Raw genomic sequence first — 16,005 nt, 5'->3', positions numbered from 1 at the left:
CTCCTGGTTCAGGGCCACTGCGAGTGGCTTTGCGTTGCCGATGTGACTCCGGGTATCGCATCAATCGATGCGTGCAACCGGACCCGCGTGGTCATACACGCTGCGCTGGTTGGGCTGCATGCTGAAACGCTTGTAGCCCCACTGATACTGCGGCAGCGCACTGCGCACGCAGGCCTCAACCCCGGCATTCAGGGCTGCCACGGGATCCGCCGCACCGCGTAGCGCCTGCGGCGGCGGCAGAAAGACCACGCGGAAGCCGCCGGCATTGGGCAGGCGCTCGGCATAGGCGAACAGCACCGCAGCATCGGTACGTTCCAGCAGACGGGTCAGCAGGGTCATGGTCAGCGCCGGCAGGCCGAAGAACGGCGCGAAATCGCCTTCGCCCTGCTTGGGCTGCTGGTCGGGCAGGATGCCCAGGGTGCCGCCACTCTTCAGATCGCGGAACAGCTGGCGCACGCCGGCGGCTTCAGCGCGCACCTGGCTGACTCCGGGGTGCTGGCGCACGCGCCGCAGCAGCAGTTCGGTGAAGCCCTGCCGGGCTGGCCGGTAGACGATCGAGATCGGCGTGTTGGCGGCGAGGTACTGGTTGAGCAGTTCCCAGTTGCCGAGGTGGGGGGCGGCGATGACCAGACCTGAACCTGCACTCAGCGCCTGCCGGAACAGATCCTCGTTCACCACTTCTCGAATCAGGCCGAGATTCTCGCCCAACGGTCGCGTCCACAGTGCGCAGGTTTCGGTCAGGGTGCAGCCGGCCTGGGCGAGGGTTGTGGCCAGCAGGCACTCGCGCTCGACGACGTCGAGTTCAGGCAGGCAGAGTTCGAGGTTGCGTCGAGTCACCCGGCATTCGCGATTGTCAAAACGCAATGCAATCCGCCCCAGGGCCGCCCCGAGCCGATGCAGGACAGGCAACGGCAGGCGACCCAACAGGCTGATCAGAGCATGGAGCACCGCGGCGAGCGCGCGATCGCGCAGGCGCGGGTTTGCGAGGCTGGACATGCGCCGAGTTTAGCCCGGATAGTGCTGGCCGCCTTCGCCGACCCGGCCCACCTCCCCGTCATGATTGCCCTGATCCAGCGCGTTAGCGAAGCCCGCGTCGATGTGGATGCCCGTTGCAGCGGGCAGATCAACTCCGGCCTGCTGGCCTTGATCGGCGTGCAGCCCGAGGATGGCCCCGCGCAGGTCGAGCGACTGCTGCAGAAGCTGCTCGCCTACCGCGTATTCAGCGACGCCCAGGGCCGTATGAACCTCAGCCTGAGCGATACCGGCGGCGGCCTGCTGCTGGTGCCGCAGTTCACCCTGGCGGCGGATACGCGCGCCGGCCTGCGGCCGAGTTTCAGCACGGCAGCTCCACCCGAACTCGGCCGGCAGCGCTTCAATGAATTGCTCGCCTTGGCAAGAACTCGCCATCCGCGGGTTGAAGCAGGCGAGTTCGGTGCCCATATGAGGGTCTCGCTGGTCAACGACGGCCCAGTGACTTTCTGGCTGCAAGTCTGACGGCAAGCCACTTGCATCCCCTCGGCGCGGTTGTATCTGAATCGCAGCCGCCAAAAAATTGCTTTGCATTCATTGACATGGCAGTCGCGGCCGCAGCCGCGTATACTGCCGCGTTCACTTCCACCCGCATCTCAACCCGGGCGCCGCATGGCCATCGAAAAGCAGGAACAGCAGTCCGAGATCAAGCAGCTCATCCAGAAGGGCCGCGAGCAGGGCTATCTGACCTATTCCGAAATCAACGACCTGCTGCCGGACGACATCGTCGAATCCGAGCAGATCGAAGACATCATCGGAATGATCAACGATATGGGCATCGCGGTGCACGAGGTTGCGCCGGACGCCGAAACGCTGTTGCTGGCCGAAGGCTCGCGCGGCACCGATGACGACACCGCCACTGAAGAAGCCGTGGCGGCGCTGTCGTCGCTGGACTCTGAAGCCGGCCGCACCACCGACCCCGTGCGCATGTACATGCGCGAGATGGGCACGGTCGAGCTGCTGACCCGCGAAGGCGAAATCGCCATCGCCAAGCGCATCGAGGAAGGCCTGCTGCAGGTGCAGTCGGCGCTGGCCAGCTTCCCGTGGTCGGTGCAGATGCTGCTGGAGGATTACGACCAGCATCTTGAGGGCAAGAAGCGCCTCAACGAGATCGTGACCGGCTTCAACGACGCCATCGAAGAAGTGCCCGAAATCGTGGCGCCGGTGGCCGAAGTCAGCGAGGTCGAGGAAGAAGACGACGTCGAAGCCGTTGAAGGCGACGAGGATGCGAGCCCGGTCGACACCGGCCCGGATCCGGCCGAAGTCGGCCGCCGCATGGACGCCATGCGCGCCCTGCAGCAGAAGTTCCACAAGAGCCACGGCAAGGCCGGCCCGGGTGACAAGAAAGTCATCAAGCTGCGCGAGGAAATGGCTGAGATCTTTCTGAGCCTCAAGCTGCATGCCAACCAGATGGAAGGCTTCGTTCGCAAGCTGCGCGAGGTGGTCGGCGAGATGCGCGGTCACGAGCGCATGATCATGGACCTCTGCGTGCGCCAGGCGAAAATGCCGCGCAAGGATTTCCTGCGCACCTTCCCGGGCGCCGAGACCGACGTCACCTGGGCGGACGAGATGATCCGCCGCAAGCAGAAGTGGTCGTCCGGCCTGCGTGATGTCAAGGACGCGATCGTCAGCGAACAGGAGCGGATGTCTTCGCTTGAGCAGACCCTGACCCTGTCGCTCTCCGACATCAAGGAAATCAACCGCTCCATGGCCATCGGCGAGGCCAAGGCCCGCAAGGCCAAGAAGGAGATGGTCGAGGCCAACCTGCGTCTGGTGATCTCGATCGCGAAGAAGTACACCAACCGCGGCCTGCAGTTCCTCGACCTGATCCAGGAAGGCAACATCGGCCTTATGAAGGCGGTCGACAAGTTCGAATACCGCCGCGGCTACAAGTTCTCGACCTATGCCACCTGGTGGATCCGCCAGGCCATCACCCGCTCGATCGCCGATCAGGCCCGCACCATCCGTATTCCGGTGCACATGATCGAAACGATCAACAAGCTCAACCGCATTTCCCGTCAGATGCTGCAGGAAATGGGCCGCGAGGCCACGCCGGAAGAGCTCGCGGTCAAAATGGAAATGCCCGAGGACAAGATCCGCAAGGTGCTGAAAATCGCCAAGGAGCCCATCTCGATGGAGACTCCGATCGGCGACGACGAAGACAGCCACCTGGGCGACTTCATCGAAGACACCAGCATCGAGTCGCCGATGGAGAACGCTACCGTCACCGGCCTGATGGAAACCGTGCGCGATGTGCTGGCCGGGCTCACCCCGCGTGAGGCCAAGGTGCTGCGCATGCGCTTCGGCATCGATATGAACACCGATCACACGCTGGAAGAAGTCGGCAAGCAGTTCGACGTCACCCGCGAGCGCATCCGTCAGATCGAAGCCAAGGCGCTGCGCAAGCTGCGTCACCCCAGCCGTTCCGAACAGCTGCGCAGCTTCCTCGATATCGAGTGAGAGCGCTGCCGCAGATTTGAGCCACGAGCCCGCCCTGTGCGGGCTCGTGTGTTTATGGCGTTGCCCCGCGAAGTGGGACGTCGGCAAATCGTCGCTGCGGGCGGGCAGCTGACTCGACGCAAGGCGCCTTTCCAGGGCTTCCGTGACTGGCGGCGCGTTCCCTTCGTGAGGGCTGTTCGCTTCGGGGTGACGCGGTGTGAACCGGGGTCCTGAGGCGGCTCGGCACCGGGCTTGCACTGTCGAGCCATCCCCCAGATGGCAGGTCGCACATGCACGCCCAGCCAACCCATGCCCGTGAGTCGGCCCTGCAGACCCGCCCTGGTCGAGTGCGCGCCTGCAGCGTGCTTTGGGCGGCGATGGCCGTCGCCCTCAGCTCTCCCACCGCCAGCGCGCAGCAGGCCGAAACGGAGTCGCCGTCACTCGCGCAGCCGCTGGTGGGTTCGACCGAGGTCTACGATCAGTTCATCGTCAAGTTTCGCGGCGCCACCTCCTCGCAGAAGTCGTTGCGCGCAGCTGCGTTCGCACGCTCCGAGCGCCGACTGGGTATGGCATTGCATGAGGGCCGCACGACCGCCACCGGCAGCACGGTGCTGCGCGTGGACAAAGCCCTGGACGCGCGCGCCTCGCTGGCCCTGATCCAGGCCTTGGAGTCAGACCCGGCCGTCGAGTTTGTCGAGCCCGACCGCATCCTGCATCCCGCGCTGAGCCCCAACGACAGCCGCTACAGCGAACAGTGGCACTACTTCGAAGCCGTCGGCGGGATCAATCTGCCTGCGGCCTGGAATCTCGGCACCGGCGCCGGCGTGGTGATTGCCGTGGTCGATACCGGCATTACCTCGCACCCCGATCTGGATGCAAATGTCATCGCCGGCTACGACTTCATCAGTGATCCGACCATTGCAGGTGACGGCAATGGTCGCGACAACAATGCTGCCGATGCGGGTGACTATTTCGGCGGCAATGTCTCAAGCTGGCACGGCACCCACGTGGCGGGCACGGTCGCTGCGGTGAGCAACAACGGCACCGGCGTGGCCGGCGTGGCCTTTGGTGCGCGCATCCAGCCGGTTCGAGTGCTCGGTCGCGGTGGCGGCAGTCTGTCCGACGTTGCCGACGGCATCATCTGGGCGGCCGGTGGCAGCGTCGCTGGCGTTCCCGCCAATCCCACGCCGGCGGCCGTCATCAACATGAGTCTCGGCGGCGCAGGCGGTTGCGGGCCGACCATGCAGGCAGCAGTGGATGCCGCGGTCGCGCGCGGCAGCGTCGTCGTGGTGGCCGCGGGCAACAGCAATGCCGATGCTTCGATGTTCGTGCCGGCGTCGTGCGCCAACGTGATCACCGTGGCGGCGACCACCCGCAGCGGGGGCCGCGCCGGCTTCTCCAACTACGGCGCGGCAGTCGATGTCGCCGCGCCCGGCGAGAGCATCCTGTCCACTCTCAACACCGGCAGCGCAGCCCCGGTGTCCGCCAGCTACGCGAGCTACAACGGCACCTCGATGGCGGCGCCGCATGTTGCCGGCGTGGTCGCACTGATGCAGAGCCTGAGCCCGCGCACGCCGGCGCAGGTCGAAGCGCAGCTGAAGTCGACCGCACGCGCGCTGCCCATCGCCTGCGCGCCCGGTTGCGGCACCGGCATCGTCAACGCCTGGGCTGCCATCGGCGGGAGCGGTGCGCCACCGGTGGTCGAGGCGCCGCCTCCGCCCCCACCGCCGCCGTCGGGCCAGGTCGAGCTCAACGCCAGCAACACGCGCGATTACCCGATCCGCGACAACGCAAGCGTCGACAGCCCGCTCCCCGTCAGCGGCTGGACCGGCGCGGCGCCGGCGGATACCCGCGTGTCGGTGAAGATCGCCCACTCGCGCATCAGCCAACTCACCGTGCAGCTGATCTCTCCCGATAACCGCGTGCTGACCCTGCACAACCGCAGCGGAGGCACCGCGGCCAATATCGACACTACCTACACCGTGGACGCCTCGTCAGCAGTCGGCACTGGCGTATGGAAACTGCGAGTGATCGATACGGGCACTGGTCACACCGGCTTCGTTGACAGCTGGGCAATCCGATTCCCCGGCGCCAACTCCGCACCACCACCGCCCAGCCCTGCTCCGGTTCAGCCACCGCCGGTGGTCATACCGCCACCGCCGCCACCGCCGCCCGCGCCGCCGCCGGCCGGAGCGACCACGTACAGCAACAACAACGACTTCGCCGTCCGCGACAACTCGACGGTCGACAGCTCGGTCCCGGTCGGCGGCCGCACCGGCAATGCCGCCGCCGGCACCGTGGTGACGGTGGCCATCGTGCACAGCCGGATCAACCAGCTGCAGGTGCGGCTGGTCGCGCCGGACGGCAGCCTTTACACCCTGCATGACCGCGCGGGTGGGACCGCCCAGAACATCAATGCCTCCTACATCGTCGATGTGTCGAGCGAGGCGGCCGCTGGCGTCTGGAAGCTGCGCGTGACCGATACCGCCACCGGCTATACCGGCTACATCGACAGCTGGTCAATCCGCTACTGAGCCTCCCGCTGCGGCCATGCCCGAATGCCTGGCCGCAGCGTTCCGGCGGCAACAACAGTGCGTCGTGCCAGACCGGCTGGGCGCGTCGAAGTTGCCGGAGGAAACTCTCGGCTCCATCCACGAGGGAATCCGTCATGCTCACACTCCGCCCTGCACAGGCCCGCGGCCACGCCGATCACGGCTGGCTGAAGAGCGCCCACAGTTTCTCGTTCGCCGACTACCACGATCCGCAGCACGTCCACTTTGGTCCGCTGCGGGTGATCAACGAAGACCGCATCGCCGCCGGCACCGGCTTCGGCCGCCACGGCCACCGCGACATGGAAATCGTCAGCTACGTGCTCGACGGCGCGCTGGCGCACGAGGACTCGATGGGCAACCGCGCCAGCATCGTGCCCGGCGAAGTGCAGCGGATGAGCGCCGGCACCGGGGTGCAGCACGCCGAGTTCAACCATAACCCCGGCGGCGAAACCCACTTCCTGCAGATCTGGATCATCCCGCAGGCCCCGGGCGGCGAGCCCGGCTACGAGCAGCGCTTGTTCGCCCCCGAAGAGAAGCGCGGCCGGCTGCGCCTGGTGATGAGCCCTGACGGCGCCGAGGGCTCGGTGACCGTGCGTCAGGATGCACGCCTGTATGCCGGCCTGTTCGACGCCGACGAAAGTGCACAGCTGCCGCTCGCTGGCGGCCGTCTGGGGTACGTGCACATGGCCCGCGGACGCGCCATCGTCAACGGCCATGCGCTGGCTGCTGGCGATGCGATGAAGCTGATCGACGAGGCTGAGGTTGTGGTCGAGAACGGCCAGCAGGCCGAAGTGCTGGTGTTTGACTTGCCGCGGTGAGGCGGAGATTCGGGGTTCGGGGTTCAAAGCCCGCCAGCGCATAGGGTGGGTCTTGACCCACCGGAGCCGCCATCCCGCCGCATCGACACGGACCAATCTGGCACTTAGCCCGCCTCACAGCATTGGCAGATGCCCGCAGGAATCGCACCCGCGCTTCGTCGCGCGCTGCCGGCTTCGACCTGAATATCGATCTTGGCGAGGGCCTGGCTTCGGTGGGTCAAGACCCACCCTATGGCCGGATGACGCCGGCGGCCAAGGCCAGCGGCGAGGGCATGGTGCAGGTTCGGCCCGCGTATCGCGCCGCTTGCAAGGCGCCCCCGGCGTCCCCAGCTCAGGAGATCCCGGCGCGATCGCGCTGCCACGAATGCTCCGATCCGCCATGCGCGAAAGCTTCCACGCCACCACCATCGTCAGCGTTCGCCGCGGCGCTGAAGTCGTCGTCGCCGGCGACGGCCAGGTCACCCTCGGCAACACGGTGATGAAGGCAAACGCACGCAAGGTCCGGCGCATCGCCGACGGACGGGTCATCGCCGGCTTCGCCGGGGCAACCGCCGATGCCTTTACCCTGTTTGAGCACTTCGAAGCCAAGCTGGAAAAGCACGGCCAGCTGGTGCGCGCCGCAGTCGAACTGGCCAAGGACTGGCGCACCGACCGCCGCCTCGGCAAGCTCGAAGCCCTGCTCGCGGTCGCCGACAAGGAGACCTCGCTGATCATCAGCGGCAACGGCGATGTGATCGAGCCCGAAGGTGGCCTGATCGCGATCGGCTCCGGCGGCCCCTTCGCCCTCGCCGCCGCGCGCGCCCTGATCGAATCCACCGACCTCTCACCGGCCGAAGTCGCCACCCGCGCGCTGAAGATCGCGGGGGATATCTGTATCTACACCAACCACAACGTGGTGCTTGAGCAGTTGTAGGGGGCGGCTTCGATGGTGATCCCGGGATTGAGGATTCGGGATTCGAATGAGCCGAGTCGTCGGCGCCCGGCGAGCTGTTGCTCTTGCGAATCCCGAATCCCGAATCCCCAATCCCGTCTCAGCCATTGCCCTCGACCTCAACACACATCGCACGCATGGATCTACGCACGCAATGAACATGACCCCTCGCGAAATCGTCCAGGAACTCGACCGCTACATCGTCGGCCAGGGCGCTGCCAAGCGTGCCGTGGCGATCGCGCTGCGCAATCGCTGGCGGCGCATGCAGCTGGATGAAGGGCTGCGCCACGAAGTGACGCCGAAGAACATTCTGATGATCGGCCCGACCGGCGTCGGCAAGACCGAGATCGCGCGACGGCTCGCAGCACTCGCCAACGCGCCCTTCGTCAAGGTCGAAGCCACCCGCTTTACCGAGGTCGGCTACGTCGGCAAAGACGTCGAGCAGATCATTCGCGACCTCGCCGATCAGGCGGTCAAGATGTATCGCGAGCAGGCCAAGACCCGTGTGCGAGCACAGGCTGAAGAACGCGCCGAAGAACGCGTGCTCGACGCCCTGCTACCGCGTCGACGCGACCCGGCTGGCTGGCCAATGGCCGATGACAGCAGCACCGGCAGCGATTCCGACACCCGCCAGAAGCTGCGCAAGCAGCTGCGCGAGGGCAAGCTCGATGAGCGCGAAATCGAGATCGAGATCGCCCCGCAGGCCAGTCTCGACATCATGACCCCGCCGGGCATGGAAGACATGGGTCAGCAGATCAAGCAGATGTTCTCCCAACTCGGCGGCCAGAAAGCCCAGCGCCGCAGCCTGAAGATCCGCGCGGCGCTGCCGCAACTGATCGAGGACGAGGCCGCGCGTCTGGTCAATGAAGACGACGTGCGCCAGCAGGCGATCGAGAACTGCGAGCAGAACGGTATCGTCTTCATCGACGAGATCGACAAGGTGGCCAAGCGCTCGGAGGGCTATGGCGCCGACGTCAGCCGCGAAGGCGTGCAGCGCGATCTGCTGCCGCTGGTCGAGGGCTCGATGGTCAGCACCAAGTACGGCATCGTGCGCACCGACCACATCCTGTTCATCGCCTCCGGCGCCTTCCACCTCGCCAAGCCCTCGGACCTGATTCCCGAGCTGCAGGGCCGCTTCCCGATCCGGGTCGAGCTGACCGCGCTCAACCGCGACGACTTCCGCCGCATCTTGACCGAGCCCAAGGCCGCCCTCACCCGCCAGTACGCCGCCCTGCTGGCCACCGAAGGCGTCACCCTGGAATTCGCGCCCGACGGCATCGACCGCCTCGCCGACATCGCCTTCGAGGTCAACGCCCGCAGCGAAAACATCGGTGCACGCCGCCTGCACACCGTGCTCGAACGCCTGCTCGAACAGATCGCCTTCGAAGCCCCCGACCGCAGCGGCGAGCACCTGCGCATCGACGCCGCCGAGGTCGACGCGCGGCTGGGTGCGCTGGTGAAGGATGAGGATTTGAGTCGGTACATTCTCTAGCGTTATGCAGAGGCAACACGCGGGTTGGCGATGATCGTCGATTGCGTAGACAATCGGCAGAGCCTGGCAGCTCGCCAAGCGCCTTCCCTCTGCCGGGCGTAGCCACTGATGACGGCACTGATGGCACCTTCTCAGCAGGAAGCCGCCCACGCGGTAGCGAAACTACGTGCGTTGGTGGTGGCCGACCTGGTGGACTCCACTGCCTTGGTGGAGCGACTTGGAGATCAGCGCGCGGCCGAACTAATTCGCGCGCACGACCGCTTGGCGCGACGGTTGATCCACGAGCATGGCGGCCAGGAGATCGACAAGACCGACGGTTTCCTGCTGATGTTCGAACGCCCAGTGCAGGCCGCTGCGTTCGCATTGCACTATCAGCGCGAGCTGCGAGCGCTGTCCGAACGCGATGGCGAGCCCATTCGCGCTCGCATCGGAATCCATGTGGGCGAAGTGATGGTGTGGAGCAATCCCGCCGATGACATCGCGCGCGGCGCCAAGCCCGTTGAGGTTGAGGGGCTTGCCAAGCCGGTTGCAGCGCGCCTCATGGGCCTGGCAATGCCGGGGCAGATCCTGATGTCGGCAACCGCACATGGTCTTGCCCATCGTGCAGCGAGCGAAATCGACGCAGCGCCCGGACAGGTGCGCTGGAAAAGTCACGGCAACTATCGGCTCAAGGGCGTCGCCGAAGCCGTGGCGGTATTTGAGATTGGCGAACTCGACGTCGCTCCGTTCAGTGCACCCGTATGGACAGGTAAGGCGCATCGGGAATCACCTTGGTGGCGGCGCCCGCTGGCGCTGACGTTGGAGGTCGGACTGGTCCTTGTGATCATCGCGGCCTCGCTTTGGCAGACCCTACGACCGACGGCAGCAATCGCCTTTTCCGAGCGCGACTGGGTGGTGCTGGCGGACCTCCGCAATCTAACCCGGGAGGATCGATTCGATCTTTCGCTGTCGCTGGCCACTCGGGTCATGGTCGAACAATCCCAGCATGTCAACCTGCTGTCACACCTTCGCACCGCCGCCAGCCTCAAACGCATGGGCAAACCCGAAGGCACGGTTCTGGACGCAGCAACTGCTGCGGAAGTCGCGCAGCGGGAGGGCGCTCGCGCGGTGCTTCTGCCTTCTATTCGCGAAGCCGGCGCGGGCTACGAGTTCGCCATCGAGGTCATCGATCCATTCAGCAGCCGCACCGTCTACACGGAGCGGCAGGGTGCAGGATCGGAAGCGCAGGTGCTCGCAGCCGTCGGAGAGGCCAGCGACCGTGTGCGACAGCGGCTTGGCGAAGCCCTGCAGCAGGTGCAGCAGAACAGTGCCCCGGTCCCACAGGTGACATCAAGCAGCCTGGATGCGCTGCGAGCCTATGCGTTGGGGCTTGATCACTACAATCTGGCGAGATTGGACTCCGCCGAGTCCCACTTCAAGCAGGCGCTGGCACTGGATCCCGAGTTCGCCCTCGCCACCTCGGCGCTTTCGCGGGTGCGTCAGGCACATAACGACCTTGAGCAGGCGCTGGAGCTTGCCGAGCAAGCCCACTCGCTGAGGAACCGCCTGAGCAGTCGCGAAGCACTGTTCCTTGACGCGAACCTTGCCCAACTTCGTTTCGAGAAGGACGCCTCAGCCTCTTGGGACGCACTCTCCGAGCTGTATCCCGACTTCCACCAGGCGCTGCACAACGCCTCCCTGATGCACTACATGGAAGGTCGCTATCAGCGGGTACAGGATCTCGCAGCGCGCGCCCAGGCCCCACAGAGTGTCACCCGTCCACTCTCCATCTTCATGTCCGGGCTCTCGCGCTTGGCTTTGGGTGATGCCGCGGGCGCGCTCCAGGATTTCAACACGGCGAGCGAGTTGGGCTTCGATCGATTCACCATCGAACCCGCAGGTGCGCTGATGACGATGGGGCTGGTCGACGAGGCCCTCCGGCGGCTGCAGTCAGCGCCCGCGCCCAACGAGTTCCTGCGCCGCAAGCGTTTGCTGGCCAAGTTGGCGCTCACCGTGGATGCCGGCCGCTGGGGCGAGGTGGAGGCTGCCCAAGCCGCCTTGAGGGAAGAGCTGCCGGCCTTGGAGCGAGCGGGAGATATCGCGGGCTACCGCCAGCTTCAAGCCTTCCAGCTCGCCCTGCTCAGCACCCTGCGCGGGCCGGATTCACGCTCAATCCGGGTGCAGGGTCTAAAGGGGCTGAGCCACGCGGCATTGGCACGACACACCGGTGCCCCCGTCACCTCGCAATCCGACACGGCACTCATTGCGCTCTATCTCGGCTATCAGCTCGCGCGAGAGGGTGAGCTCGACGCGGCGCGAGATCTGCTGCAAGTTACTCGCGCGGCCGTTGAGCGCTCGCCGCGCGCCGCGGTTGCCGATATGGCCACCGTGCTGGAGGCGCGCCTCATGCTCGCCGATGGCGATGCTGAGCGCGCACTCTCCATGCTTGATGTCCGAGCCCAGGGCAACGAGATATTGCTGCTGCGCAATCTTCGAATCGAGGCCAACAAGCAGGCGGGCCATCTTGCCAAAGCGCTCGAGGATGCGGAATACATGATCCGAAGCCGCGGCAGGGCGTATGCGGAATGGGGTGGCGAAGGCGTAACCCTGGTTGAAAACTCTATCCAGATCAATCTCGCCGAGCTACGCGCAGCCGAACTTGCGCTGGAGCTTGGACGCCGGGATGTAGCCCGAACTCACCTGGATGTGTTTCGTCGCCGCTGGCCAGACTTCTCAGACTTGGAGGGTCTCAGCCAGTGGGTCGAGCGGCTTGAGCAGCGGCTTGAAGTCGATCCCAGCGCGTGAGCGGGATCGTTCGTGAAATCCTAGCCTCCGGAGCGGCCCTGATCGCGAAATCAGGGGCCGCTGCTTGCGCGGTTTTGCGCAGTGGTCAGGCTTCAAAAAACAGGATTGCCATCCGCGAGTTCAACTCTCCGCTCATGCGGTCGAGGTTGGCATTTATCGTATCGGGATCAGGCAGCTTGATGCCTTGCTTGGGTACGCTCGTGGGATCGATCTTGAAGCCGTACTCCGATAATGCCGCTGCAGGATCCGTCTTGACTTGTTCGCGGAAGGCATCGTCTTCGGCAAGCCGCTTGAGTGCTGCGCGCGCTTGGTCTTGAGTCGGCATTGCGGTGCTCCTTGTGTTGATAGCTGATTGAGGCCCCACCAGGTCGGCCGGGCCGTCACTTGTAACGTCTCGTCGCCGGCTGCGGCAAGTCTTTCCCGCATCTCAGCTATTTGGCAGCACGCCGGGCAGAGCCTCCAGCATCGGCGATGGGCGCAGGTGCAGCTCGTCGCGGCAGGGGTCGATGACCCCGATCCCGTTCGCGCCAACCACAACGTGCGCCATCGGATCCAGCCCGATCCATTCACAGATATCCGCGTCGTTGATCGCGCCGGTGTAGAAGGCGCCCCGCCCCAAAGCGGCAGCCGCCAGATAGAAGGTCTGTGACAGATGCCCGGCATCCGTGAACAGCACCTTGTAGGCCTTCGGGTGCCGCCGGTACTTCCAGAAATTCCGATGCGCGCGCGCAACGTGGAACACCAGCGCATGCGCTTCCGCGAAATAGCTCTGCCCGATGGTCTGCCGCTCGACCTGCTCACGGGCATGCGCCTCGTCAAAGGCCTGCAGTCGAGCCAGCCGATGGGCAGCCGCCTCATAGTGGTAGAGACCGCTATCGATGCCTTCCACACGTACCACCAGTACGTAGGCCTCGATGGGATGCAAGCCGCCGCCAGAAGGGCTGGCCCGCCGCAGTGCAACCAGGCCCGGGCCAAGCACGCGCTGCCCCAGCGGTGAAAAGGTCGCGCTCAGAACCTCTGCCAGATCCCGCGCGGGCAGGGTCGCATTGATATCGAAAGCTCGGGTTGTCGCGCGCGCACGAAGCACTCGCCACAGCTCACCGTCCTGCTCAACCGAGGGCAACGCAAACCGCTCCGAAGCCTCGGCATGACACGGCAAATGCTCAGGCGGCAGCCCGTTGCGGCTGACCGTCGACTGCAGGCGACCGAGGTGCGCTTCTTCGCTATGGTCGCGCGTTCCTTCGTCACCAACGATGCCCGACCAACGAGTCTGCGCATGGTAGACCGAGGCAAGCGCATGCCAACCCAACTGCCGCAAGCTCTTTTCACCCTCGCGCAGCGCACGCGGTGCCGCGGCCTCGCCATCGCTGACCAAGACCCCGCGCTCGACCATGGCGCCGATGCGCTCGGCGCAGGCGTCGGTTCCATCCAGCAACGCAGTGACCGGTTGCCAGGCATCGGCAGTCAGCGTGGCGATGATCGACAGCTCTTCAGGCTCAAGCCGAATCCGCGCGCCGCTGAGCGGGCACAGCAGAAAGATCGCCACCGCTGCATCAATCTGCACGCGCCCGGAGAACAGCGCGGCGAGATCCGGCAACAGCTCATCGGCGATCTCGATGATGCAGGGCTGGCGTCGGCGGACCTGATGGAACTCGAATGACGCACTCATGCTGGAAAACTGCCTCTGTTGGAACCCGGGCGGCATCGTACACGCGACCCTTCCTTGCTCCTGCGGATTCAGTGAAAGCGAAGGGTATCGCCGCGATGTTGATGAGCGTGCTCGCCGGCCATAGGTCTAACCAACACGCGAGTCAGAATCGGCCGCTGAACTTGACCCCGCTGGGACTGTCTGGGCACATCCCGATGGCAGCGCGACGTCGGTTGGCGCAGAATCGGCCGATTCGACGGGCGCGCGAGGGGACTGACCGCGCCCAAAGCTGCGGGACACCGGAATCCCGCGTGGGCTGATCGGCGCACAGGCGCCGCAGCCTGGCCAGGAGCACTGCGCCATGAACGCCCAGCTTGCACCCAGTAGCGAACACCCCCAGCACGCGCAGGCGCTGCTGCGCACCTTGGTCATCACCGACCTGTGCGACTCGACTGCCCTGGTCGAGCGTCTGGGCGACCAGCGCACCGCCGAGTTGATCCGCGAACACGATCGCCTGCTGCGCGGCCTGATCCGCCGCCATCGCGGCCAGGAAGTCGACAAGACCGATGGCTTCCTGAGCCTGTTCGAGCGGCCCATCCAGGCGGTCGCCTTCGCACTGGACTACCAGCGCGACCTGCAGGCCTTTGCCCGCGAGCACGGTGTGGCGCTGAAGGCGCGGATCGGCATCCACGTCGGCGAAGTGATGACCTGGCAGAACAACAGCGACGATGTCGCTGACGGTGCCAAGCCGATGGAGGTCGAAGGCCTGGCCAAGCCCATCGCCGCCCGCCTGATGGGCCTGGCCCTGCCCGGCCAGATCCTGCTGTCCAGCGTCGCCTACACCCTGGCGCATCGCGCCGAAGGAGAGCTGGGCGCAACCCTGTCGCGACTGAAGTGGAAGCACCACGGCCGCTTCCGCTTCAAGGGTGTGGCCGAAGCCGTACCGGTCTACGAGATCGGCGAGCCCGATATCGCGCCCTTCCGCTCCCCCGCCTGGACCGGCAAAGCGCATCGCGAAGTGCCGCTGTGGCGGCGCCCGGTTTCGCTGGCGCTGGAAGGGATGCTGCTGCTGGCCCTGGTCGCGCTGCCGCTGTGGCACTTCCTGAAGCCCGAACCGGCGATCGCGTTTGCCGAACGCGACTGGGTGGTGCTGGGAGATCTGCGCAACCTGACCGGCGATGCGCGGTTTGACGATTCGTTGGAACAGGCCTTTCGGATCGGGTTGGAGCAGTCGAGGCATGTGAATGTGGTATCAGACTTGAGATTGCAGCAAGCCTTGGAAATGATGCGCAAAGATCCCTCAGGTCCGCTTGACAGGGCAGTAGGTGCGGAACTTGCGGCCCGGGAAGGTGCGCGAGCCCTAATTCTCCCAACCCTTGCTGAGGTCGGGGGACGGCTCAGGCTGTCGCTTGAGGTCATCGAACCGGCGTCGCAGTCGACTGTGCACGCTTTCGCGATGACTGCAGATAGTGCATCCGGGCTGATCGAGAGCGTAGATGAGGGCGTCGTGGGACTAATGCAATTTCTCCAGCAACCCCTTGAAGAGGAGAACGCGCCTCCCCGCATTTCGCTGGTAAAGGCGACTACGGGAAACCTGGAAGCACTGCGTGCGTACTCACTGGGTATGCGGGCGCTTGTGAGCGGCTCGCACTCTGAGGCTGAAGCCTTGCTCGACGCAGCTATCGAGCTCGACTCTGACTTCGCACTTGCGCGACTCGGACTGGCAAGCTCCTACCGTGCGCGGGGTGATCGGACTGGGGCGCTCGATCAGATCGACAAGGCTCTAGCGCGAGAAGATCGCCTCTCGGCCCGTGAGAGGTTCCTCGCAAGAGCGACCCGGCATCTGCTCCGTGGGGAGGGAGGGCAGGCAACTTCATCTTGGAAGGTGGCTGCGGACCTGTACCCAGACAGCTACGCGGCCCAAGGAGGACTGGCTTGGTCTCTATGGATGTTCGAAGCACGGCCTGCAGATGCACTCGCGCGCGCGCTAGCATCTGCGGCAGACCAGAATCCGCTGCGCGCGGCGGGGGTAAATCTGACGGCAACACTGAAGCTGGCAACTGAAGATTATGAAGGTGCTCGCGAGTGGTTCCGCGAGTCAGCTAGGTTGCGTCCGTCGGTGCCTTCGCCCTATGCGTTTGCAGTGGACGCCGCCGAGCGCCGGTTCGAAGACGTGCACATTGCGCTTAGCGGCTCAGGCATGTCGGGTTCGGACGGAACGCGTCAACCCCTTTGAGACAGCCTGTTCACCAGATAGCTGTCATTCGTTCTCCTGAGTGGCGGATTCGCTCATGCTTGCGATCTCGTTGCTT

General features: G+C 65.3%; 11 protein-coding genes. 8 read left to right on the top strand and 3 right to left on the bottom strand.

Annotated elements, in window-relative coordinates; genetic code table 11:
* Positions 1-60: 60 nt before the first annotated feature.
* Positions 61-996, bottom strand: a complete 936-nt coding sequence (locus ACIQ7H_RS16670; protein ID WP_395793551.1) for a lipid A biosynthesis lauroyl acyltransferase — start codon at positions 994-996, stop codon at positions 61-63.
* 60 nt (positions 997-1,056) lie between these two features.
* On the opposite strand from ACIQ7H_RS16670, the gene dtd reads away from it, so the two are divergent.
* The 7 genes from dtd to ACIQ7H_RS16635 all read left to right on the top strand — a co-directional run bounded on the left by dtd (position 1,057) and on the right by ACIQ7H_RS16635 (position 12,045).
* On the top strand, positions 1,057-1,494 hold the full coding sequence (gene dtd, locus ACIQ7H_RS16665; RefSeq protein WP_395793549.1) for a D-aminoacyl-tRNA deacylase: 438 nt from the start codon (positions 1,057-1,059) through the stop codon (positions 1,492-1,494).
* 147 nt (positions 1,495-1,641) lie between these two features.
* The gene (rpoD, locus tag ACIQ7H_RS16660) at positions 1,642-3,489 is read left to right on the top strand and encodes an RNA polymerase sigma factor RpoD (protein ID WP_395793547.1); all 1,848 of its coding nucleotides are present in this window, start codon (positions 1,642-1,644) and stop codon (positions 3,487-3,489) included.
* Between the two features lie 269 nt (positions 3,490-3,758).
* On the top strand, positions 3,759-6,002 hold the full coding sequence (locus ACIQ7H_RS16655) for a S8 family serine peptidase (protein ID WP_395793545.1): 2,244 nt from the start codon (positions 3,759-3,761) through the stop codon (positions 6,000-6,002).
* A 134-nt stretch (positions 6,003-6,136) separates the two neighbouring features.
* On the top strand, positions 6,137-6,838 hold the full coding sequence (locus ACIQ7H_RS16650) for a pirin family protein (protein WP_395793543.1): 702 nt from the start codon (positions 6,137-6,139) through the stop codon (positions 6,836-6,838).
* A gap of 379 nt (positions 6,839-7,217) precedes the next feature.
* Positions 7,218-7,751: an ATP-dependent protease subunit HslV gene (hslV, locus tag ACIQ7H_RS16645; protein WP_395793541.1), complete on the top strand. Its 534-nt coding sequence runs from the start codon at positions 7,218-7,220 to the stop codon at positions 7,749-7,751.
* A gap of 178 nt (positions 7,752-7,929) precedes the next feature.
* Positions 7,930-9,261 (top strand): ATP-dependent protease ATPase subunit HslU, encoded by a 1,332-nt coding sequence (gene hslU / locus ACIQ7H_RS16640; protein ID WP_395793584.1) that lies wholly within the window; start codon positions 7,930-7,932, stop codon positions 9,259-9,261.
* Positions 9,262-9,381: 120 nt separating this feature from the next.
* A complete protein-coding gene (locus tag ACIQ7H_RS16635) occupies positions 9,382-12,045 on the top strand; it encodes a putative peptide modification system cyclase (RefSeq protein WP_395793539.1) in 2,664 nt (887 codons plus the stop codon).
* Positions 12,046-12,130: 85 nt separating this feature from the next.
* Here ACIQ7H_RS16635 and ACIQ7H_RS16630 read toward each other — a convergent pair whose 3' ends face one another.
* Both ACIQ7H_RS16630 and ACIQ7H_RS16625 read right to left on the bottom strand, forming a co-directional pair.
* Positions 12,131-12,370 carry an NHLP-related RiPP peptide gene (locus tag ACIQ7H_RS16630; RefSeq protein ID WP_395793537.1) on the bottom strand — a complete coding sequence of 80 codons (240 nt, stop codon included), beginning with the start codon at positions 12,368-12,370 and terminating at the stop codon, positions 12,131-12,133.
* A gap of 102 nt (positions 12,371-12,472) precedes the next feature.
* Entirely contained in the window at positions 12,473-13,714 is a 1,242-nt protein-coding gene (locus ACIQ7H_RS16625) for a putative peptide maturation dehydrogenase (protein ID WP_395793535.1), read from the bottom strand.
* Between the two features lie 340 nt (positions 13,715-14,054).
* Here ACIQ7H_RS16625 and ACIQ7H_RS16620 point away from each other — a divergent pair, with 340 nt between their 5' ends.
* On the top strand, positions 14,055-15,929 hold the full coding sequence (locus ACIQ7H_RS16620) for a putative peptide modification system cyclase (protein WP_395793533.1): 1,875 nt from the start codon (positions 14,055-14,057) through the stop codon (positions 15,927-15,929).
* The last annotated feature ends 76 nt before the right edge of the window (positions 15,930-16,005 follow it).

Source organism: Aquimonas sp. (assembly GCF_044377145.1).
Lineage (GTDB): Bacteria > Pseudomonadota > Gammaproteobacteria > Xanthomonadales > Xanthomonadaceae > Aquimonas.
This window is presented reverse-complemented; position numbering and strand designations above follow the sequence as displayed.